The sequence below is a fragment of the Winogradskyella sediminis genome (assembly GCF_003387355.1).
GTDB lineage: Bacteria > Bacteroidota > Bacteroidia > Flavobacteriales > Flavobacteriaceae > Winogradskyella > Winogradskyella sediminis.
In genome coordinates, this window is sequence record NZ_QUNH01000001.1 from 1,350,484 (window position 1) to 1,373,602 (window position 23,119).

The window sequence follows — 23,119 nt, forward strand, 5'->3', positions numbered from 1 at the left end:
GAGATTAAAAAAATCAACTCCGATTAATTGCGATAAAAAGAAAATTTATAATTATAATACTTAGTAAAACCGCAAGTATAATTCTCTCTTTTTTGTTAATTGGTCGTTTCATATGTTAAGTTTGAATACTTGTCTAAATCCTTACCAGTTTTAAAGGTTGTAATATCTGTAATTGTATTGTGCTCTGAATTGTAGTGACGTTTATCCATGTAAAAACCGAAAAACCGTAAATAAAAAACCGCAAATGTGTGTTACGGTTTTATTTACGGTTTTTACATTAATTTATTTTTAAGTAATCTTAAGAAACTTATCTAAACCACTCAATTCTTCAATTATACTCATAGATTTAAGTAGCCTAATAATAGAATCAGACGCTCCTGTTATACTTGTATCTGATGGCATCCAGTTTTTTGAATGATTAATAATATTTAAGGCCTCAATTAAATCAGCTTTTATTATCCCTAAATCTTCGTAATCATCAACGGGTATTTTAATATGTCTATCATTTGTATCACCATGGATAGTGTTAAAAAGGTTTTTATTAACCGTTTTACCAATTGGTTCGACGCTTAATGTAGTTGAATTGTTTTTTTCTTTGTTTTGAGTTTCCATAATCTTAGAATTAATAGTTAAAAATTTACAGTTTTCGATAATTATATCGGGAATATGGAAATAAAAAAACCCTTAATCACTTGTTTTTAAGTGTGTTAAGGGTTTTTGATGGTGGTGCCTCCAGGAATCGAACCAGGGACACAAGGATTTTCAGTCCTTTGCTCTACCAACTGAGCTAAGGCACCAGTTGCTTGATTAAGCGGATGCAAATATAGAAGCATTTTTATTATTAGCAAAAAGAATTTGATAAAATTTGATTTTATAAATTTGCAATCTAATATTTCATTATGAATCTTATTGTAGATGTGGGGAATACGTATGTGAAATTTGCAGTTTTTAATGACGCAGATTTAATATACAAATTGAGTTTTAAGCTTAATGCGTTTAAAAATCAGTATAAATCTCTTAAAAAAGACTTTCCAAAGCTTAAAAAAGCAATTATTTCTTCTGTGGGTCACTTAACGATTGAGCAAATAGAATTAATAAAAGCAGATTTAAATGTTATAGAACTAACGTCAGCTTTAAAATTTCCTTTTAAGAATACGTATCAAACACCAGAAACGTTGGGAGTAGATAGAATTGCATTGGTCTGTGCGTCGGTTAATCAATTTTCTAATAAAAATGTTTTAATAATAGATGCTGGTACCTGTATTACTTACGATTTTGTAACCGTGGAGAACCATTATCTCGGAGGTGCTATTTCACCTGGACTGAGGTTACGATACTTAAGCTTAAATAATTTAACAGCAAATCTTCCGTTATTAGAAACTAAACAGCCTCAGAAGTTGATTGGTGATTCTACGGAATCATCAATTCATTCTGGTGTGGTTTATGGCGTAATTAAAGAAATTGATGGAGTAATCGATCAATATCAAAGAGATTACTCAGATTTAACAGTTATTTTAACAGGTGGAGATAGCAAATTTTTGTCAAACCAATTAAAAAATACCATATTTGCGAAATCAAATTTTCTTTTGGACGGTTTGAATTTCATTCTAGAATATAATTCAAAATAATGATAAAACGATTCATTGTAATATGTATTACAATTATAGGTTCTGCAGCTTTTGCACAACAAGGTACAGGTTCTCCATATTCTTTTTATGGTATTGGAAGCCTTAAGTTTAAAGGTACTGTAGAAAACCGAAGTATGGGAGGAATTGGTGTTTACTTAGATAGTATACACGTTAATTTAAAAAATCCGGCTTCTTATGCAGGGAATCCTCTTAATGGCACTTATTTTAATGGAGAAAGCAGGCCTGTAAAGTTCACTGTGGCAGGAACAATGTCTAATACCACATTAAAAAGCAACACAGCAGAAGGTGATGCCAATACTGCAATATTCGATTATTTAGCCATATCTGTGCCTGTAGGTAAATTAGGATTTGGATTTGGGCTTTTACCATTTACATCTGTAGGCTATAAGTTAGATGACATTAATGACGATGGCGTTATCGTAAATCGTTTTAGTGGAGAAGGTGGTTTAAACAGAGTGTTTGCTGGTGTAGGTTATCAAATTACAGAAAAACTAAGTGTTGGTGTTGACTTTAACTATAACTTTGGAAATATCCAGAATAATGCACTTGAAGTTGAATATACACCAGAAGGTGATGTTGTGCAATACCAAACGGATGAGTATAACAGATCGGATCTAAGCGGATTAAATCTTAATTTTGGACTAAACTACAAAACCATGGTTACAGATAAATTAGAATTGTCTGCAACAACAACGTATGCGCCAGGAAGTAAACTAAATTCCAAAAATGAAAGAACCTTCTCTACAGTTACCGTGGATGGGACAACTTTAGAGACAACAGCGACATCGAGTACTATTGATGCTAACCTTGAAGCTCAGAATCTTAAAAAAACAAAATTAACCCTACCAGGAACCTTGGCTTTAGGGCTAGGAATTGGTCAGCCAAAGTCATGGTTTGTTGGTGCTGAATATACTTACCAGAATGCTAGTGATTTTTCTAATCCGGTATTTTCAAATGAAATTTCAACGTTCGAAAATTCATCGCAAATAGCCGTTGGTGGTTTTTATATCCCAGATTATAATGCATTTTCAGGATATCATAAACGTATGGTATATAGAGCAGGATTTAACTTTGCAAATACAGGTTTAGTTATAAAAGATGAATCTATAAAAGAGTTTGGCATATCTTTTGGTTTAGGTTTACCAGTTGGGCGCCGAAACCTTTTCTCTAATGCCAATGTTGGATTAGAATTTGGAAAACGTGGAACAACGAATCAAAACTTAATTCAAGAGAATTTTATAAATTTCAATGTAAGTTTATCTTTGAACTCGAGATGGTTTGAACAAAAAAAGTATAACTAACAAAATTAAATAACGATGAAGACGAAAATTACCATACTATTTTTAGCACTATTTGCGAGTGTTAATATAGGGTTCGCACAGCAAGATGAAGAGTGTATGAACAACCTATCAATTTTTGATAGTTACGTTAAGAGTAAAAAATATGACGACGCTTATGAGCCATGGAAAATAGTAAGAGAAAAGTGTCCTAAATTTAATAGAGCAATTTATGTGCATGGTGAGAAGATTTTAAATCATAAAATTGAAACTACTGCTGGTGAAGAAAAAGTAGCCCACATTAAAGATTTAATGCTTTTGTACGATCAAAGTAGAGAGCACTTTGCATCTAAATATGATCTTGGTGAAGTTTTAGCCGATAAAGCTAACTTAGCATATAAGTATAGAGAAGATTTAGGGTTCTCTGATGAGCAATTGTATAATATGTTTGACGATGCTGCCAAGAAAGATTCTAAAAACTTTACGAGTGCAAAAGGTCTATATACTTACTTTTCTTTAATTGTAGATTTATATGATGCAGAAAAGAAAACTGCTCAACAAATGTTTGATAAGTATGATGATGTTATCGAATTGATTGAGGCTATAGAAAAAAGTCATACCGAGAAACTTAATAAGTTAGTAGAGAAAGAAGAAGGTGGTGCTACTTTAAATAAGACAGAATTAAAATACAAAAAGTATCACGAAAGCAGTCTAGAGGCCTTTGATAAAGTAAAGTCTAGTATGGATCAAAAAGTTGGTGAAAGAGCAACTTGTGAAGTCTTAATTCCTTTATATCAAAAAGATTTTGAAGAGAATAAAAACAATGGTGAGTGGTTACAACGTGCCATGAATAGAATGTACGCCAAAGGTTGTAAAGATGATCCTTTATTTATCCAATTAGTACAGCAAAAAAATAGTATCGAACCTAGTGCAGATACAGCATTTTATTTATATTTATTAACTAATGAACAAAAGTATTTTGATCAGACAGTTCAGTTAGAAACAGATCCTTTAAAAAAGGCAAAGCTGTATAAAAAATTAGCACAAGAACTTAAAGCTAAAGGAAGTTATAGCAAAGCTAGAAAATATTACAACGAGGCTTTAAAATTAAATCCTTCAGATGGTTCACCACATTTATCTATTGCTGCGATGTACGCAAAAAGTGCAAATAACTGTGGAGATACTAACTTTAACAAAAGAGCTGTATTTTGGTTGGCGGCTTTAGAAGCAGAAAAAGCGGGTAGAGTAGATGGTCGTTTAAGAAAAGCAGCAGCTCAAACGGCAGCTAGTTATAGAGCTAGTGCTCCTTCTAAAACAGAGATTTTTAACTGTACTTGTGCAGGTGAAGTTATTCAAATTGGATGTTGGATAGGACGTTCAGTAACGGTACCAAAGAATTAATTGAAAATAAATAATTCACATATCATCAAAAACTTAGTCACAGCAATCGTTGTGACTTTGTTTTTTTCGTGTAGCAATGACTTTAGTGAGGTTCAAAAAGTTGGTGTACTACAAAATCAACCTATTGGTGAAGCCGAACATATAGATCTAAAATACACAGTGTTTAAGGAGGATACAGTTCGGTTAGTTGCTAACCTATTAAGTCCAAAAATGTTAGATTATTCTAACAGACAATTTGCATTTAATGAGTTTCCTAATGGTATAGAACTTAAACTGTACGACGACAATAACAACAAAACGACAATAACCTCTAATTATGCTATCGTTTATTCTGATACCGATATTATTGATTTAAGAGGCGATGTGAAAATTGCAACACACCAAAAAGACACCCTATTTACGGAGCAATTGTACTATAACCAAAAGTTAGAATGGTTGTTTACTAATGAGCCATGGTTGTTTAAACGTTTAGGAAGCCCTTCTCATGGAGTCGGTTTTGATTCTGATAAAGAATTTAAAAACTTTCAGTTGTTAGAAATGGGAGGCGAAATAGAACTCGATAATTAAGTATCTTTGTCTTAATAATTTTAGTATTTAACACAGCATTTAAGCATTTTAAATAATAGTGGTGTTATATCACAATGTGACTAATGCATTGTCTGTGACAAATTAAAAACAATCAATTAACACATGAAAATACAGAAGATTTTTCATTACGCTTATATTATTTTTGCAGTGCTTTTTATTTCAGATGCTATCACTAAATGGTCCGACAACAGAAATGGGGCTTATATGTCGTTAGTATTTGCTGCACTGGCAACTTTTATGTTTTTCTTTAGAAAACGTTTCAGTAAAAAGTTTGAAGATCGTAATAATAAGTAACCTATGACTTTTGATGTAGTCATAATTATTAGTACACTTTTATTGTCCGCTTTTTTTTCTGGTATGGAAATCGCTTATGTGTCTTCCAATAAAATTCATATAGAATTAGAGAAAAAACAAGGAGATTTTTTAGGGAAAATTTTAGGTAAACTAACGGCTAAACCTTCAAAATATATAGCAACCATGCTTATTGGAAACAATATAGCATTGGTTATCTATGGGTTTAAAATGGGAGACCTTCTTATACGTTGGTTTCAAAGCCTTTTGCCTTCCGATAGTGCTGCTTTAACCTATCTTTTTGTCGACTTACAATTATTAACACAGACTGTCATTTCAACTTTAGTGATATTGATCACGGCAGAGTTTTTACCTAAAGTGTTTTTTCAGATTTACGCGAATACTTTATTAAAGGTTTTGGCATTTCCGACTTACATTTTTTACGTGCTATTTTCTTGGGTTTCCGACTTTATCATATGGATTTCAGATGCAGTCTTAAAACATATATTTAGAGCAAAAGGAGAAGATGTTGTTTTAGCAATGACAAAAGTAGAACTCGGTAACTACATTACGGAACAAATGGAGTCTGTTGAAAATCATGAAGATGTAGATAGTGAGATTCAGATATTTCAGAATGCTTTAGAGTTTTCGGAGGTAAAAGCTCGCGAAGTAATGGTGCCACGTACCGAAATTACAGCAGTTGAAATTTCAGATTCCATCGAAAATTTAAGGCAACTTTTTATTGAAACAGGCCGAACAAAAATTATCGTATACAAAGATAGTATCGATGATATTTTAGGCTATGTTCACGCATTTGAATTGTTTAAAAAACCACAATCCATAAAGTCTATCATTATACGTGTGGCCTTTGTACCAGAAACCATTCTTATTAAAGATGTACTGAGTATTCTAACTAAAAAACGCCGAAGTATGGCTGTAGTTATTGATGAGTATGGAGGTACATCTGGTATAATGACTGTTGAAGATATTGTTGAAGAATTATTTGGGGAAATTGAAGATGAACATGATGTTGTCGCTATGATAGAAGAGCAGATTGATGATAGAACCTATAAATTTTCTGCCCGATTAGAGGTCGATTACATTAATGAAACTTATAAATTAAAACTTCCTGAATGTGAAAATTATGAAACCTTAGGTGGGCTAATTGTGCATGCCACTGAAGGTATCCCTCAAGAACATGATGATGTACAAATCGAAAATTTTAAATTCACAATAACAGAAGTGTCCTCAACTAAAATTGACGAGGTGCTTTTAAAGGTTTTAGAAGTTGATTAACAATTTTTATTACAGCTTAAAAAGTGCAAACTGTAAGTTCATTACGGTTTGTTTTAGTCAGCTAATTTGAGTGTATGCCACATAAATTTTAATTTATATTTATAACCTTTATAAAAACTACACTTCTCCTTTTATTATTTATTAGAATATGCTATTTTCGCAGACTTATTTACACCAAATTAAAGACATTACAAAAAAACTATGGCTGTTTTAAATAAAATTAGACAACGCTCACTAGTATTAATATTAGTTATTGCATTAGCGTTATTTTCATTCGTAATTGGAGATTTATTCAAAAATTCTGATGCTCTAACAGGAGAATCACAAGATGTTGTTGCGACTATCAATGGTACGGATATTAACCGTACAGAGTTTCAACAAAAAGTAAAGAACTACCAAGATAGAGCAGGTGGAAGACAAACGTCTACACAATCTATGAATGCAATTTACAACCAAGAAGTGCGTAAAATTGTTTTACAATCTGAGTTTGAAGAATTAGGATTGTCTGTAGAAAAAGATGAAATGAGGGATTTATTGAAGACTAGCTTTTCTTCTTATCCAGAATTTCAGGATGCAAATGGAAACTTTGATGTCAATCGTTTAAATGCATTTATAGCTAATTTAAAAGATTTAAATGGTGACACTGCGCCTTTAGGGAACTTCTTAGTAAATTATGAAAGTTGGACAAACAATGAGCAGACGATTGCAACAAATGCAATTCAGCAAACTTATTATAATTTGATAAAAGCAGGTCTTGGTACAACAGTGTCTGAAGCAGAGGAAGACTATTACGGAGATGCTAAAACAGTAGACATAAAATATGTACAAGTACCTTACACTACTATCGCAGATAGTTTAGTTGAGGTGTCTAAAAGTGAAATCACTGCTTATATGAAAAAGCACGAGGATACTTATAAAACAGAGGCTACAAGAGAAGTGGTTTATGTAGAATTTAAAGAAGAGGCTTCAAAAGCTGATGAAGATAAAATTAAAGCCGATTTATTAGCGTTAAAAGCGGATAGAACTGAATATAACGAAAACAGTAAGAATACAGAAACTATTCCTGGTTTCGATTCTGCTACTGATCTTGAAGAGTTCGTAAATTCAAATTCAGATATTAAATATAACGATGCTTATTTAAGAGCTGGTCAGTTACCTGCCGTTGCTAAAGATACGTTAATGAATTTACCAGTTGGTGGTTATTACGGACCTTATAAAGATGGTGAATACTATAAATTGTCTAAAGTTGTAGACACTAAGCAATTGCCAGATTCTGTAAAAGTACGTCATATATTAGTACCTTTTGTTGGTGGACAAAGAGCTGATGCTTCGGTAACTAAAACCCCTGCGCAAGCGAAAGCAACAGCAGATAGTATTTATGCGGAAATTAAAGCTGGTACTAAGTTTTTAGATTTATTAGAATTATCATCAGATAAAGTTAGTAACGAAAAAGATGGTGAAATTGAATTTGATTATTTAGCCGGAATGGCACCAGAATTTAAAGCGTATGCTTTTGATAATAAAGAAGGAGATATCGATGTGGTACAAACATCTTTTGGATATCATATTATTGAAATATTAGAGCAAAAGAGTTTTAATAAAGCTATTAAAGTAGCAACAATTGCGAGTAAAATTGAGCCTTCAGATCAAACACTTCAAGACGTGTTTAATGTGATGTCTAAATTTGAAATTGCTGCAAAAGATGGAGACTTTAATACGTTGGCTAAAGAACGTGATTTAACCGTTAAGCCAATTACATTTAAAGCTTTAGATGAAAATATTCCAGGACTTGGAAGTCAAAGAGAAGTTGTACGTTGGGCTTTTGATGAAGACACAGAAGCTGGTGACTACAAAAACTTTGCAATATCTAATTTTGGTTTTATTGTTGCTAAAGTAGTAGAGGTAAGAGAAGCAGGATTAATGAGTACTGAAGATGCTTCAATAACAGCTTTACCAGAAATTAGAAAAGAGAAGAAAGCAGAATTAATCCGTGAAAAAATTACAGCAACTACTGTTGCTGATATCGCTAAGAATCAAGGACAGAATCCTAAAACAGCAGCTGCGCTTACTATAAAAAACACTACATTATCTGGTGCGGGTGTTGAGCCTAAAGTAGTTGGTGCTGCATTTGGGTTAGCAGAAGGAGAAACTTCTAAGCCAATTGATGGTGAAAAAGGAGTGTACGTTGTTGAAGTGACTAAGGTTAACGAACCAACCAAGTTAGAAAACTACGGAGCTATTGCAAATAGATTGAGTGCTGAACGTAGAAATACAGTACAGTCTAAAGTGTATTCTGCTTTAGAAAATGCTGCAGAAATAGAAGATAATAGAGCTAAAACGGTTTACTAAAACCTTAGCATCATTAGAACAATAAAAAAGGCTTTACAGAAATGTGAAGCCTTTTTCTATTTACAAAACTAAATCTTTATAGGGAAGCACTGTATGAAGACCTTTGTTCTTAAAGTAAGCTGTAGGATCGGTTTTAGACGTTACCAAAACAAAATCTCCTCCCCACGCACCTAAGCTTTTTACTGCACCATTAAAATCAGAGAATAACCGATCCTTAACAGGCTTTTGATCTATAAAGTGTGCTATAATATGCTCATGGGCATTAAGTAATATTTCAAATTCTGACAAAGAATTACATACAATCATTTGATCTGTAATTTCATTAATTTTAGTAATGCCGCTGGTATCAATTTTATTTAAGGCTTTGTAAGCAGATATACCATCTCTACTATTTTGTTTTTGATTGAGATATACAAAATATAGATGATTTCTAAATTCAGGTTTAAAATCTACAGCGTTTACTATAGGATTTTTGGCTTTAGACTGTAGTTGAAATGTAATAGCAGTAGAGTGTTGCGCACAAGCAATATCATAACCACTACCGCCAAAGGTGCGCGCCAAAAGTGCATACGGATTCACATTGGCCCAAAGCGCTATGTTATTAATTAAGGTAGAAGAGGTGCCCAATCCCCAAAGCCTATTAAAATCTTGATGGGTTGTAATAAGGTAACCTTGGTTGTCTATTAAAAATTCTGAATTTAGCTCTTGAGCAGCATGTAATACTTGTATTAAACGTTCTTCTACAGAGTGTTTTACTAATCGATTAGGTCGATAAGATTTAATGGCGTCCAAAGAAATAATACACTCAAACCATACCGCGTTAAGTTCGTTATAGCTCTTCCATTGAATAGCATCCGAATCATAAGTTTTAATAACCAAACTTTGACCATAAGATGTAGGTATGGCTAAAGCTTTTGCTCCGTCTAAAACAGCATACTCTGCAGTAAGTAATAGTTTTCCGTTACTTCGATATGATTGAGTTGTTTCTTTCAAAATGAATATTTAATCTAATCCACGCAGTTTTGTTAAAGCTTCTACAACTGCACTATGGGTAACGACATTAGTTTTAAAATGTGTTACTAAAGTCGTTTTTTCGGTTTCGGTGGCTTCAAACTGATTTAAGATATTCATTAAGTGCATTTTCATATGACCTTCTTGGATTCCTGTAGTTGTTAAAGATTTTACAGCAGCAAAATTTTGAGCTAATCCTGCAACGGCAACAATCTGCATGAGATTTTTTGCGGTTGGTTGTTGTAGTAAATCCATAGAAAACTTTACTAATGGATGTAATCGCGTTAGACCACCAACCGTTCCTAAAGCCAACGGAATTTCAATCCAAAACTTAAATAGTCCGTCTTCAATAGAACAATGTGTTAAGCTTGTATATCTACCATCTTTTGCTGCATAGGCATGTACTCCGGCTTCAACCGCTCTAAAGTCATTTCCAGTTGCTAATACCACAGCATCAATACCGTTCATAATTCCTTTATTATGGGTCACTGCTCTGTAGGGTTCAACTTCTGCAATACGAACAGCTTGTTCAAATTTTTGAGCAAAAGTTTCTGGGTTCGGAATGTCTTTACTTTTTAAATCCTCTATTTTACATGAAACTTCAGCACGCACTAAACATTGAGGCACATAATTAGAAAGAATACTCATCACAATAGTTATGTTTTGCTCTTCAGAATTAAAGTGCTCAAACTGTAAGGCTTCAGTTTTAAACGTTGTTGCAAATTGTTCTAAACAAGAGTTAATAAAATTAGCTCCCATCGCATCCAAGGTTTCAAACGTGGCGTGAAGTTGAAAATAATGAGGTAAATCTTCAGACTTATTGCGTAACTCAATATCTAAAACACCACCTCCACGACGTTCCATGTTCTTGGTAATAGATGCGGTCTCTTTAATAAGTTTTGGCTTTACAAACTCAAAAAATGCTTTTAGCTTATCATACGCTCCGTTGTAAATAAAATGAACCTGCCCAATTTTTTCAGTAGATAACACTTTGGCTTTAAAACCTCCACGATCTAGCCAAAATTTAGCCGCTTTACTCGCTGCAGCAATTACCGAGCTTTCCTCAATAGCCATCGGAATGGTATAAGTGGTCTCGTTAATTAAAAAATTGGGTGCAACTCCTAAAGGTAAATAGTAGTTGGTAATAGTATTTTCTATAAACTCATCGTGTAATTTTTGAAGTTTATCGTCAGAGTTCCAATAGCCTTGTACAAGGGATCTTGCTTTGTCTTTGTCTGTAAAATAGGTGTTTAAAAGCCACTCAATTTTTTCAGATTTAGACAGCTTAGAAAATCCAGAAATGGTGTTTGGCATGTTGATTTTTATTTTAAAAAAAACAAAGATACTAGGATTGGCATAAAATGTGTGCCTAATCGACTGTAAATGCCGATTTACTGTTAATATTAGCTATTTTTTGCATAATTTTTAGTAAACTTGGGCTTGCTTTATTAAAATATAAAATTTATGAAATTAAGACAGATTTTACCTGTTTTTTGCTTTTTAATGACCTCTTTAGTTTTTTGTCAAGAAAAACAAATTACGCTTCAAGACATCTGGAGTGGAAAGTTTAGAACAGAAGGAATGCAGGCCTTGCATTCAATGAAAAATGGGAAACAATATTCAGTTTTAAATTTCGATAGACAGAGCAGAACTTCTACAATAGATATTTACGATTATAAAACATTAGAAAAAGTAAAAACCTTAGTTTCTTCTGCTGATATTGCTGAGATTCGAGGTTTTTTTGATTATTCCTTCAATGAAGATGAGTCTAAAATAATTTTAACGACAAACTCGCAGCCCGTTTTTAGACGTTCTACATTGGGTGAATATTACATTTATGACGTGGCGACTAAAGACGTTACAAAAGTATCGGATCAGTTGGTACAAGAACCAACTTTATCTCCTGATGGTACTAAAGTGGCATATGGATTTGAGAATAATTTATATGTTAAAGATTTAAAATCTGGAAACGTAGAGCAGATCACAACAGATGGTGAGAAAAATAAAATTATAAACGGAATTACAGATTGGGTTTACGAAGAAGAATTTAGTTTTGTAAGAGCTTTTGATTGGAATGCTGATAGCAACCAAATTGCCTATATTAAGTTTGATGAGTCTGAAGTGCCAGAATTTTCAATGGATGAGTATGGTTCAGACTTATATCAAACACAACATGTTTTTAAATATCCAAAAGCTGGAGAAGCTAACTCTAAAGTATCTTTGCAATTGTACAATGTAGATGACAAAAGCACCATAGAATTGAGCGAAGATAAACCAGGTGATTTCTATATTCCTAGATTACAATGGACAAATGATGCTAATATTTTAAGCGTTCAATTTATGAATCGTCATCAAAATGAGTTAGATCTTATGCTATTTGATACGAAAGAAAAGAGCATGACTAATGTATTGGCTGAGAAAGATAAGGCATATATAGATGTAACTTTTAATCTAACATTTTTAGAAGACAATAGTTTTATTTGGACGAGCGAAAAAGATGGCTACAATCATATTTATCACTATTCAAAAGACGGTAAACTTATTAATCAAGTAACCAAAGGGAATTGGGAGGTTACAAATTATTACGGATTTAATGATAAAACAAATACCATTTACTATCAGTCTACAGAAAATGGATCTATAAATAGAGATGTGTATGCCATCAAATTAAATGGTAAAAATAAAAAACGACTGACACAGAAAGACGGAACAAATAATGCGTCCTTTAGTGCCGACTTCACTTATTTTATTAACACGTTTTCAAGTGCAACAACTCCACAGGAATATACATTGCATCAAACAAAGACTGGTAAACTGATTAAGTCTATTAAAGACAACGATCGTTTGGAGCAACAACTTGAAGCTTATGTAATGTCTAAGAAGGAATTTAGTACTATTGCAGTAAATGGGAATGATTTAAATATGTGGACAATTAAGCCTGCCGATTTTGATCCTAACAAAACGTATCCATTATTGATGTATCAATATTCTGGCCCTGGTTCTCAGCAAGTCGCTAACCGTTGGAATGGGACTAATGATTATTGGTATCAAATGTTAGCACAACAAGGCTTTATCATTGTTTGTATCGATGGACGAGGTACCGGGTTTAAAGGTGCCGATTTTAAGAAAGTGACTCAAAAAGAATTAGGAAAATATGAGGTTGAAGACCAGATTGAAGCCGCTAAACAATTAGGTCAATTAGATTATATAGACGAATCTCGAATCGGAATTTGGGGATGGAGCTATGGTGGTTTTATGAGTAGTAATGCTTTGCTTAAAGGTAACGACGTATTTAAAATGGCCATTGCTGTAGCACCTGTAACGAGTTGGAGATTTTATGATACAATTTATACAGAGCGTTATATGACTACACCTCAGGAAAATCCTAGTGGATATGACGAAAACTCACCAATAAACCATGTCGATAAGCTTAAAGGAGATTATTTGTTAATTCATGGTACGGGTGATGATAATGTACATGTGCAAAATACTATGCGTATGGTAGAAGCACTAATTCAGGCAGATAAACAATTTGAGTGGATGATTTATCCAGATAAAAATCATGGTATCTATGGAGGTAATACAAGGCTTCACTTGTATAAAAAGATGACTAACTTTATTCATCGTACCTTGGGTGATAAACTCTAAAAATTATAGATTGAATACGTACTTAGGTACGACAAAACTAACTAATACTAACTAATTAAGATTATGTCAACAACAGCTAAACTAGCCCATCAGAAAGAACTTTTTGGGCATCCCGTAGGTCTATTTATTTTGTTTTTTACCGAAATGTGGGAACGTTTTTCCTACTACGGAATGCGAGGAATACTGGTGTTGTATATGGCGACCTCTGCAACGGCAATCGATCCTGGTTTAGGGTGGTCTAATAAAGATGCAATTTGGTTGTACGGTTGGTATACAATGTTTGTTTATGTAGCGTCAATACCTGGTGGATGGATTGCAGATAAATTTTTAGGGCAGAAAAAAACAGTAATGCTCGGTGGATTATTACTTTGTATAGGTCATGGGGTTTTAGCAATTCCTCAAAGTTGGGCGTTCTTTACAGGTCTTCTTTTAATTATATTGGGTGTTGGAGGTCTTAAACCAAACATTTCTACAATGGTAGGAGGTTTGTATAAGGAAGGTGATATTAGACGCGATAGTGGGTTTACTATTTTTTATATTGGTATTAATATTGGTGCCTTTTTGGCTAGTATTACTGTTGGATTAGTGGCTTATTATTATGGATGGCATTATGGATTTGGATTGGCCGGTATTGGTATGCTAGTGGGTCAGGCTGTATTTATTTGGGGACAAAAATTCTTAAAAGGTGTTGGTGAATTTACAGGAGGTAGCCAAGCGACGGAAGCAGAACGCTTAGCATCAAAACGACCGTTAAGCAAAATTGAAAAAGATAGAGTAGTAGTTTTACTAATTTCATTTTTAATTGTTGTTGTGTTTTGGGGTGCTTTTGAACAAGCTGGTGGACTCATGAATTTATATACGGATGCAAAAGTCGATAGAACTATTGGATTAAGCTGGTTAGAGGAAATTCCTGCTGCAGTATTTCAATCGTTAAATGCAGGTTATATCATAATATTCGGAACACTTATTGGTGGATTCTGGATTTGGTGGAAGAAAAAAGGTAAAGAGTCGTCTTCGTTATTTAAAATGGCGGTTGGTACCATAATTATGGGACTGGGTTACGTGTTTATGATGTTTGCTTCTCAAGAAGCAAGTGCAGAGACGTTTGGAAAAGCAGCAATGGTGTGGATTTTCTTAGCATACTTATTTCATACTATTGGTGAACTATGTACGTCGCCAGTATCATTATCGTTTATAACAAAATTAGCGCCATTAAAATATGCATCCATTATGATGGGAGTTTATTTTGCCGCTACAGGTTTTGGAAATAAATTGGCAGGAACAATTGGCGAGTCTTCTCAATTAGAGTCTTTTACTGGTGAAATGGTGGTGAGCAAGCAAGCTATTTTACCATTTATCTCAAAAGACACAATGAAGGTGAAAAACCAGGAAAAGAAGGTGGTTAAAATTTATGACTATCCTATTAATGAAGATAAAAACTTCAGTATAAAATCTACAGTTTATCCTGAAAATGGACAAGTGGTATTTAAAGAGTATGAAACTGGTAAGGATTTAAATGCGTTATTTACTTTATCTCAGGGCGAAGATTCTAATACTAGTCAATTATTAGAAGATTTAACAGAAAATAATGTTACAGCTTCTAATCCTTATCATGCAAAATTGGTGTTTGAAAAGGACAAAGATAAAGCTCAAATCTCAGAAAACAAGGGAGATGGTAAAGATTATGGAGTTTCGTTTGTATTAGAAGAAGAGCAGAGCGAACAAGAATATGCCACTTTTATGTGGTTAACTATATTTACGGTCGCATTTGGGTTACTGCTACTGTTATTCTTAAAGAAATTAAAGAAATTAACACATGGTGCAGAGGATAACGAACACGAAATATTAGAAACTGAAAACTTTGAGTTAGCAAACCCAGAACTTAACGATTAATATATAACCCTAACAAAGAATTCAAGCTTAAGAATTCATTCTAACTAAATTAATTTTTATGAATACAGACATTGAAAATCTATTTAAAGACAAAGTTCTTGGTCATCCAGCGGGACTTTTTGTCTTGTTTTTTACCGAAATGTGGGAACGTTTCTCATTCTATGGTATGCGAGTACTACTTGTAAATTTCCTTACCATGGCGGCTATTGGTTATAATCCAGGTTGGGAATGGTCAGTAGAAAATGCAGGTGCACTTTTCGGAACGTATGCGATGTTACTATATATTACACCAATAATTGGTGGTTGGTTAGCAGATAAATATACAGGCTATAGAGCAGCAGTAATTATTGGATCTTTAATTATGACGGCAGGGCATGCATCAATGGCTTTAGAAACGGAATTCTCATTATATTTTGGATTGTTTTTATTAGTTGTTGGTACAGGTTTTTTTAAGCCTACAATGACGTCTATTATTTCGGATATGTACAAAAAGAATCCAGAAAAGAAAGATGGAGCTTATACCATCTATTATATGGGTGTAAATGCTGGTGCCTTTTTCGGTATGATGCTTTGTGGGTATTTGGCTGAAAAAGTAGGATGGGCTTATGGATTTGGATTAGCCGGGATTTTTATGCTTCTTGGGACAATTCAGTTTTGGTTGGCAGGACCATTATTTGGGAAAATAGGTGCAAAGCCATCGGAACAGCACGAAGTAGAATTGCCACAAAATATTAACGAAGAAAGTGTTGAAGTTACAGAAGAGACTCAAGAAGAACGTCCTAATCCTTTTACAACTTTAGATAAAGTGCTAATCGTTATTTCATCGATCATTGGTCTTGGTTATGCTATTAACGATCCAATGTCTAAAATTGCAGGTGTCGATATGTTTGCATTTTTACAAGTAGGCGATTTTGAAGGACAATACACAGCCGTTCTATTTGCTCTAGCTTTATTCTTAGTACTTGTAATTGGAAGAATAATGCGTTATACAAGAGTCGTTAGAGATCGTATGATTGCCTTTATCATTTTTGCATTTTTTACAGTATTTTTCTGGATGTCCTTTGAGCAAGGAGCATCGTCTTTAGTGATTTTTGCCCGAGATAATGTGGACAGGATGTTAAGTGGTAGTGCTGCAACAATCTTTAATATTGTTAATACCTTACTTACAGTTATTCCTTTAATTATTATTTCTTATGTGTTATTTATCCTATGGAAGAAAACATTTAAGAAAATACCAGGTTCTAATATTGTATTGGTGGTTTGTTTCTTATTAATGTGGGGAATTGTAGGTTGGATGTTAAATAGAGATTATAACACTGTAGCTTATGACGTGGAATACGCTGCAATTGAAAAGCCAGATTTAGACGAAAATGGAAAACAGAAGGTGGATGAAGAAGGTAAAATGAAATTTATTTACATTCCGGTTTCAGAGAATACCAAATCTGATCCAAACCATAAAGTAGTAACCCGAACGACAAAAATAGCAGAACCATTAACATTTACTATTGGTGATAAACTAAATATTACCCCTAAAAATAATGATGGATCCGAGTTTGGCTTCTTAGATGATGTGCGTCTAGAAATGACAAAACAAAAAGGAGTAGAGCTAAATAGAGATAACGGAGTTGTAGCTGCAACTATTACCAAAGTAAGGGATAAGGAAGTGGAGATTACGGTATCTTGGTTTAGTATTTTAAATTCATTTTTTATTATTGTATTTGCCTCATTCTTTTCTAAGTGGTGGGAAAGTAAATACAATCCGAGCGCAGCTACCAAATACGCTTTAGGACTATGTACCATGGGTCTAGGTTTTGGTTTGTTGGCTTTTGGAGCTTTTGGTCTTGTGGAAGGTGTTAAAGTGAGTATGGTTTGGCTTATTTTGGCCTACTTATTCCATACGCTAGGAGAGCTCTGCTTATCGCCTGTAGGCTTGTCTTATGTCAGTAAATTGGTGCCAGGACGAATGATTGCCTTAATGTTTGGTATGTGGTATTTAGCCATTGCAATTGGTAATAAACTAGCCGCTGTTGTTGGTGGCCAAATTGAAAATATTACTAAAGAATATAGTTTGTCTACATTCTTCTTAATATTTACCATTGTACCAGTTATTGCAGGACTAATAATATTCGTTTTAAATCCTGTGTTGAAAAAATTAATGCATGGTGTTCGTTAACAAAAACCGTTAAAAACATATAAAATGCTCCTGTTTAGGAGCATTTTTTGTAAGTTCGACTCACTATTTGCAACAAAACAAATATGATGAAAAAAATAATTTTAGGATTAATAGCTGTTTTTGCTTTATCATGGACAGCAATGGCACAAGAGATTAATTGGGTAACCTTAGAAGAGGCTTTAGAGCTTCAAAAAAAAGAACCTAAAAAAATATTTATGGATGTATATACCAACTGGTGTGGTCCATGTAAAATGTTAGATAAAAATACGTTTCAGAATGCAGATGTTGCCGCTTTTGTTAATGAACACTATTATGCGGTAAAATTTAATGCCGAAGGTAATGACGAGGTGACGTATAAGGATCAAATATTTAAGAATCCAAATTACGATCCTGCTAAGTCTAATAGACGTAACAGTGCGCACGAATTTTCAAGATTCTTAAGAGTTCAAGCCTATCCAACTATGGTGTTTTTTGATGAAGAAGGAGGATTTATTTCGCCAATATCAGGATATTTAAAACCCCAACAATTGGAATTATATTTAAAACTTTTTCAGAGTGATAAGCATAAAGAAATGACTTCACAAGAACAGTTTAATGAATATTACAAATCGTTTAATCCAACGTTTAAGGAGTAATAATTCAATTTATTTTAAAATAAAAGCTCCCTTTTCATTAGTTTGATGAAAGGGGATTTTTTTATGTGCACACGTTTCCTTCCAACGTTTTAAATAGGTTTTATAATTACTCGCATCTGCGATAATACGTTTTGGCTTTAAGCTGTCAATTACTCTATTGAGGTTGAGTTTTGGTGAATTACGCAACAAGATAAAATGAGGCTGAAACGATATATTTTTATAGACTGCTAAACTATCTATGGCTAAAATAATCTTGTCGTTATATTGATAAGCAGTTTGTAGTGAATCTGTTTCTATATCGTCAATAAATTCGCCTACTTTATAATTCTTGATAGCATAATCTGAATTAAATTTTGTATCCTCTAAATTATGATATACTGTTAACTTACGATGTTCTTTTAGACCAATTAAGGTATGGCGACTTCTGTTAAATATTACAAAAGCATCATGTTGTGTCTGAAGCTTATTATAAAAGAAAACTCCCTGAAGACCAATAATCGCTAGTAAACATAGTGCTGTCCATTTAAAACTTCGAAATTTATAAACCTGAATCGCAGTTATAATTATCAGATAAGTTATCAATACCTGAATTAAGGTAAACGGGATATCTCTAAATAAGAAATTTTCAAACTGAGCAACCCACGCTATAAATTGGTTTAAACTATCGATGATAAAACTATAAATATCAACCATAAAATCTGGTAGTATATTTAGTAATGCTAATGCTATAATTGTTATTCCGATGCCTAATATAAGACCTAAAAAGGGTATCACTACAAGGTTAGAAATAAAAAATAAACCAGGAAATTGATGAAAATAATACAAACTAATTGGTGCAATACCAGCTTGTGCAGCTAAAGTAACGGTGAAAATTTCCCACGGTTTATTGATAATCCAATATTTAGGTCGCCAAACACTATAAATAATAGGTTGAATACTTACAATGCTTAAAACAGCTAAATAACTCATTTGAAAACCGACAGCAAATAATAATGTTGGTTGTAGTAATAAAATTATAAAGGCAGAGGTCACCAAAGTATTATAAATATTAGTTCGGCGTTTAAGGTGCATGGCTATACTTACCACGCTAAACATGGTGACGGCTCTGGTAACAGAAGGCGATAATCCTGCAATAATTGCAAAAATCCACAATAAAGAAACTAAAATTATTGGTCTTATTACATGACCATGCTTTAGGTAGAGAAGTGGTCTAAAAAAGAAATTTAAAATCCATAGTATGATCCCAACATGAAGACCAGAAACTGCTAAGATGTGTATAGTACCAGAATTTACATAATTACTGTAAATGGTCTTATCTATTGTTTGTCGTTGGCCAAGCAATAAGGCATTCATTATACTAAGAGCGTCGTCTTTAAATCCGGCTTCAATCAGTTTTGTATTAATCTTTGTACGCAAAGCATCTGCATAACCGTAAATAGTAGATTTAGAATCTGAAAGTTGAAACACGTTCTCAGAGTTTAAGTAAACTTGATGGTAAACATTATTTAATTCTAAATATTTATTGTAGTTAAATTGATAGGGATTTAGAGGTTTTTGAACTGTTTTTAAAGTCGAAGAAATAAATAAGACATCATCAATTTTAAAATGTTGAGATAAACTATCACGTTTAATATTAATCAATAAACGACCCGCAGCATCTTTACCATTAATCGCTTTAATTTTACCAATGTATTTATTGTTATAACTGTCAGGTTTTAGACGTTTCCTAATCTGAATAATAAATGTGTTTTCTTTTTCATCAGAACTTATGTTTGTATGGTGGTTGGGTCGTAACTTTTCATTTTGAATGTTGTAAGCTATAACACCAATTCCGACCATGCATATACATGCCAAGATACCAAAGAAGGGTTGTCTGTTTATTTTAGATTTAATAGACCAATAGTACAAGCCGAGTAAGGTAATTAAACCAATGGTGACAAATAATATTACGTAGAAATTTAGCTCTAAATAATGAGCTAAAAGAATGCCTACAACCAAACAAATGGTCAGTTTTATTAAAGTAAAATTTAGTAACTTCATGACAATGAGTTACTAAGATAGGAAAAATGAAATTATAATACGCGGCGCGCTTGTACAAAAGAAAAGTACCAATACTTTTCAGCAATAGATGATATCATTACTCCCTTACTGCTCGAGGCATGGATAAACTCAACATTGCCAGTTCTAACATTTGTCACAATACCTACATGATTTACGTTTCTACTGTTTTTATTCGTCGCAAAGAACACTAAATCACCTACATTCACTTCTTTAAGATCTATCCAATATCCTGTGCTTTTAAGTCCCGATGTAGTTCTAGGTAAATTAATATTATGTTTTTTATAACTCGTATATATTAATCCAGAACAATCCATACCGCTTTTGGTCGTGCCTCCGTATTTGTAGCGTGTACCACTAAAGGTTTTAGCATATTTTACAATACTTTTCGCTTCCGCAGTAGGTTTAGCTGTCGTTTTAACTTTTACAGTATGTGTCTGTTTACTTTTACTTGTCGTTGTTTTTTTTGATTTACAGCTAGCAATACATAGGGTTAATAGTAAGATTGGGAATAAGCGTTTCATTTTTTAATCGTTAGTTTTTATTAGGTCGCTGTTAATTAGACGGTTTAATAGCATTATAAATTAATTTTGCAGTATTCTCGCTGGCACCACGGCCTCCTAGAATTTTCTCCAATTCATAATAATCTAAAAAGAGCTTTTCACGTTTGTCGGTCTCTAAAATAGCTATTAATTCTTTTTTAAGACGCATTTTATTTAAATCTCCTTGAATGAGTTCGGTAACCACTTCACGATCCATTATTAAATTCACTAAAGAAATATATTTTAAAGTGATAATGCGTTTTGCTATCTGGTAAGAAATCGCATTAGCTTTATAGCAAACCACTTGTGGAACTTTAAATAATGCTGTTTCTAAAGTGGCTGTGCCAGAAGTCACTAAAGCAGCCGTAGAAATACTTAATAAATCATAAGTTCTGTTAGAAATAAACTTAACGTTATCTTTGTTTATAAAACTTTTATAAAATTCAAAATCCTGACTAGGTGCTCCGGCAATAACAAATTGATAGTCAGTAAAGTTATCTACTAAACTGAGCATAACACCGAGCATTTTAGTGATTTCTTGTTTACGACTGCCAGGTAGTAATGCAATTATAGGTTGATCGCTGAGTTGAAATTCTAGTCTGAACGCGTTATCATCAATTTGTGGTCTATCTGCAATAGCGTCTATTAATGGATGCCCCACAAAGTTTACTTCATAATCATATTTCTTATAAAAAGATTTCTCAAAAGGGAGAATACAATACATCGCATCGATATCATGCTTTATTTTTTCAACTCTACCAGCTCTAGAAGCCCAAACTTGTGGAGAAATATAGTAATGCGTTTTAAATTGTAGTGCTTTTGCCCATTTAGCTATCCTTAAATTAAAACCAGAATTATCAATAAAAATTATAACATCTGGTTGAAACTTTTCGATATCAGATTTGCAAAATTTTATCTGACCTAAAACTTTTCTCAGATTTAGTATAACTTCAGCAAACCCCATAAATTGGCGTTCCTTGTAATGCATCACTAATTCTCCGCCAACGGCTTGCATAAGGTCTCCACCCCAAAATCTAATTTCGGCGTGGTCATCTTGTTTATACAAGGCTTTCATAAGATTAGAACCGTGCAAATCGCCTGAGGCTTCACCAGCAATGATATAGTATTTCATTTTTAATTTAAAAATTTAATAATCAGTGTTGCAATGAATAATATTACGATAGAAATCAGTACACCTTTGGCTCTATAGTCTTTATTTTTTTTCAAGAATAGAAAGAATGTACCAATATTTAAAAGTGCACCAAGGCTAATTAATTTGGTGAAAAAACCTCCTGAAATAGATTTTTCAATAACATCTCCCCAATCATCCGATTGACCAAAAATCTGAATTGCAAAAATAAATCCGAAAATGCTGGCTATAATACCAACGATAAATCCTATTAAAATTTCTTTTTTCATACAACGCTTTCTTAGTTAATAGTCGCTATTCATTATTTAATTCCCATGTATTAAGTTTTTGTATGGTATGGTGTGCTGTAAGGTCAAAGTGAACGGGTACAACTGAAACATAACCGTGTTCTAAAGCCCACTCATCAGTATCTTCACCTTTGTCCATATTTACAAATTTACCACTGAGCCAATAGTATTCCCGACCCATTGGGTTGGTGCGTTTATCAAATTCTTCCTTCCAATTGGCACGTGCTTGTCGGCAAACTTTAATGCCTTTGATCTCATCTTTTTCCAAATTAGGAATGTTAACATTTAAAACTACACCTTCAGGTAATCCGTTTTTTAACACTTGTCTAGTAATGGTTTCTACAAACGATTTGCAGTGTTCAAAATCAGCATTCCAATTGTAGTCTAATAACGAAAATCCAATAGCAGGAATGCTTTCAATACCAGCCTCTAAGGCCGCACTCATCGTACCCGAATAAATAACATTTATGGAGGAGTTGGACCCGTGATTAATGCCAGAAACACAAATATCTGGTCGTCTGTCTAATATTTCATTCACGGCTAGCTTAACGCAGTCCGCAGGTGTACCAGAGCAACTATATTCTGGTTGGTTGCCGTCAATAGTTACTTTTTCCATATGCAGCGTTGAGTTGATGGTAATGGCGTGTCCCATGGCACTCTGTGGACTATCTGGAGCCACTACCACAACATCTCCAATTTTATGCATTACAGCAATTAATGTTCTTAATCCAGGAGCGGTGATGCCATCATCATTGGTAACTAGAATTAAAGGGCGTTTAGACATTTGGTGAAAAAGTTTAATGAGTTGTAAAAATACTAAAAAAGGTTTCGATTTATCAGTAAACGACGCTTTAACAAAAAAATAAGGTCT

Annotated in this window: 19 protein-coding genes and 1 tRNA gene; 11 read left to right on the forward strand and 9 right to left on the reverse strand. The window is 33.4% G+C overall.

From position 1 onward, the window contains the following. Positions 1–288 precede the first annotated feature (288 nt). Positions 289–612 carry a hypothetical protein gene (locus C8N41_RS05675; RefSeq protein ID WP_115838518.1) on the reverse strand — a complete coding sequence of 108 codons (324 nt, stop codon included), beginning with the start codon at positions 610–612 and terminating at the stop codon, positions 289–291. A 109-nt stretch (positions 613–721) separates the two neighbouring features. Then, positions 722–797: transfer RNA gene (locus tag C8N41_RS05680), tRNA-Phe, on the reverse strand. 102 nt (positions 798–899) lie between these two features. On the opposite strand from C8N41_RS05680, the gene C8N41_RS05685 reads away from it, so the two are divergent. The 7 genes from C8N41_RS05685 to C8N41_RS05715 all read left to right on the forward strand — a co-directional run bounded on the left by C8N41_RS05685 (position 900) and on the right by C8N41_RS05715 (position 8,851). Continuing rightward, on the forward strand, positions 900–1,628 hold the full coding sequence (locus C8N41_RS05685; protein ID WP_092444909.1) for a type III pantothenate kinase: 729 nt from the start codon (positions 900–902) through the stop codon (positions 1,626–1,628). Then, positions 1,628–2,950, forward strand: a complete 1,323-nt coding sequence (locus C8N41_RS05690) for a hypothetical protein (RefSeq protein WP_115838519.1) — start codon at positions 1,628–1,630, stop codon at positions 2,948–2,950. The genes C8N41_RS05685 and C8N41_RS05690 overlap by 1 nt, the downstream gene beginning before the upstream one ends. A 15-nt stretch (positions 2,951–2,965) precedes the next feature. After that, positions 2,966–4,327, forward strand: a complete 1,362-nt coding sequence (locus C8N41_RS05695; protein WP_092444905.1) for a hypothetical protein — start codon at positions 2,966–2,968, stop codon at positions 4,325–4,327. Then, positions 4,328–4,894 carry an LPS export ABC transporter periplasmic protein LptC gene (gene lptC / locus C8N41_RS05700; RefSeq protein ID WP_092444903.1) on the forward strand — a complete coding sequence of 189 codons (567 nt, stop codon included), beginning with the start codon at positions 4,328–4,330 and terminating at the stop codon, positions 4,892–4,894. It abuts the gene before it with no gap. Positions 4,895–5,017: 123 nt separating this feature from the next. Next, the gene (locus tag C8N41_RS05705) at positions 5,018–5,209 is read left to right on the forward strand and encodes a hypothetical protein (protein ID WP_092444901.1); all 192 of its coding nucleotides are present in this window, start codon (positions 5,018–5,020) and stop codon (positions 5,207–5,209) included. Positions 5,210–5,212: 3 nt separating this feature from the next. Next, the gene (locus tag C8N41_RS05710; protein WP_115838520.1) at positions 5,213–6,502 is read left to right on the forward strand and encodes a hemolysin family protein; all 1,290 of its coding nucleotides are present in this window, start codon (positions 5,213–5,215) and stop codon (positions 6,500–6,502) included. A 201-nt stretch (positions 6,503–6,703) separates the two neighbouring features. After that, on the forward strand, positions 6,704–8,851 hold the full coding sequence (locus C8N41_RS05715; RefSeq protein ID WP_115838521.1) for a peptidylprolyl isomerase: 2,148 nt from the start codon (positions 6,704–6,706) through the stop codon (positions 8,849–8,851). Between the two features lie 60 nt (positions 8,852–8,911). Here C8N41_RS05715 and C8N41_RS05720 read toward each other — a convergent pair whose 3' ends face one another. Beyond that, positions 8,912–9,844 carry a GYDIA family GHMP kinase gene (locus tag C8N41_RS05720; protein WP_115838522.1) on the reverse strand — a complete coding sequence of 311 codons (933 nt, stop codon included), beginning with the start codon at positions 9,842–9,844 and terminating at the stop codon, positions 8,912–8,914. A 9-nt stretch (positions 9,845–9,853) separates the two neighbouring features. Continuing rightward, the gene (locus C8N41_RS05725) at positions 9,854–11,176 is read right to left on the reverse strand and encodes a hydroxymethylglutaryl-CoA reductase, degradative (protein ID WP_115838523.1); all 1,323 of its coding nucleotides are present in this window, start codon (positions 11,174–11,176) and stop codon (positions 9,854–9,856) included. A gap of 150 nt (positions 11,177–11,326) precedes the next feature. Between C8N41_RS05725 and C8N41_RS05730 the strand changes: the two genes are divergently transcribed. The 4 genes from C8N41_RS05730 to C8N41_RS05745 all read left to right on the forward strand — a co-directional run bounded on the left by C8N41_RS05730 (position 11,327) and on the right by C8N41_RS05745 (position 18,211). Further along, positions 11,327–13,510 (forward strand): S9 family peptidase, encoded by a 2,184-nt coding sequence (locus tag C8N41_RS05730; RefSeq protein ID WP_115838524.1) that lies wholly within the window; start codon positions 11,327–11,329, stop codon positions 13,508–13,510. A gap of 63 nt (positions 13,511–13,573) precedes the next feature. Further along, positions 13,574–15,403 (forward strand): peptide MFS transporter, encoded by a 1,830-nt coding sequence (locus tag C8N41_RS05735; RefSeq protein ID WP_115838525.1) that lies wholly within the window; start codon positions 13,574–13,576, stop codon positions 15,401–15,403. A 58-nt stretch (positions 15,404–15,461) separates the two neighbouring features. Beyond that, entirely contained in the window at positions 15,462–17,576 is a 2,115-nt protein-coding gene (locus C8N41_RS05740) for a peptide MFS transporter (RefSeq protein WP_115838526.1), read from the forward strand. A gap of 83 nt (positions 17,577–17,659) precedes the next feature. Next, complete coding sequence (locus C8N41_RS05745; RefSeq protein ID WP_092444885.1) at positions 17,660–18,211, forward strand: thioredoxin family protein; 552 nt, start codon at positions 17,660–17,662, stop codon at positions 18,209–18,211. A 9-nt stretch (positions 18,212–18,220) separates the two neighbouring features. Here the strand turns inward: C8N41_RS05745 and C8N41_RS05750 are convergent, their stop codons facing one another. From C8N41_RS05750 to surE, 5 genes are read right to left on the reverse strand one after another with little or no spacing between them, the layout of a single operon-like run. Further along, the gene (locus C8N41_RS05750) at positions 18,221–20,251 is read right to left on the reverse strand and encodes a ComEC/Rec2 family competence protein (protein WP_115838527.1); all 2,031 of its coding nucleotides are present in this window, start codon (positions 20,249–20,251) and stop codon (positions 18,221–18,223) included. Positions 20,252–20,283: 32 nt separating this feature from the next. Beyond that, the gene (locus C8N41_RS05755; protein WP_115838528.1) at positions 20,284–20,793 is read right to left on the reverse strand and encodes a C40 family peptidase; all 510 of its coding nucleotides are present in this window, start codon (positions 20,791–20,793) and stop codon (positions 20,284–20,286) included. Between the two features lie 31 nt (positions 20,794–20,824). Further along, on the reverse strand, positions 20,825–21,943 hold the full coding sequence (gene lpxB / locus C8N41_RS05760; protein ID WP_115838529.1) for a lipid-A-disaccharide synthase: 1,119 nt from the start codon (positions 21,941–21,943) through the stop codon (positions 20,825–20,827). 2 nt (positions 21,944–21,945) lie between these two features. Then, complete coding sequence (locus C8N41_RS05765) at positions 21,946–22,230, reverse strand: hypothetical protein (protein WP_092444877.1); 285 nt, start codon at positions 22,228–22,230, stop codon at positions 21,946–21,948. A 25-nt stretch (positions 22,231–22,255) separates the two neighbouring features. Further along, positions 22,256–23,032 (reverse strand): 5'/3'-nucleotidase SurE, encoded by a 777-nt coding sequence (surE, locus tag C8N41_RS05770; protein WP_115838530.1) that lies wholly within the window; start codon positions 23,030–23,032, stop codon positions 22,256–22,258. Positions 23,033–23,119: the final 87 nt, after the last annotated feature.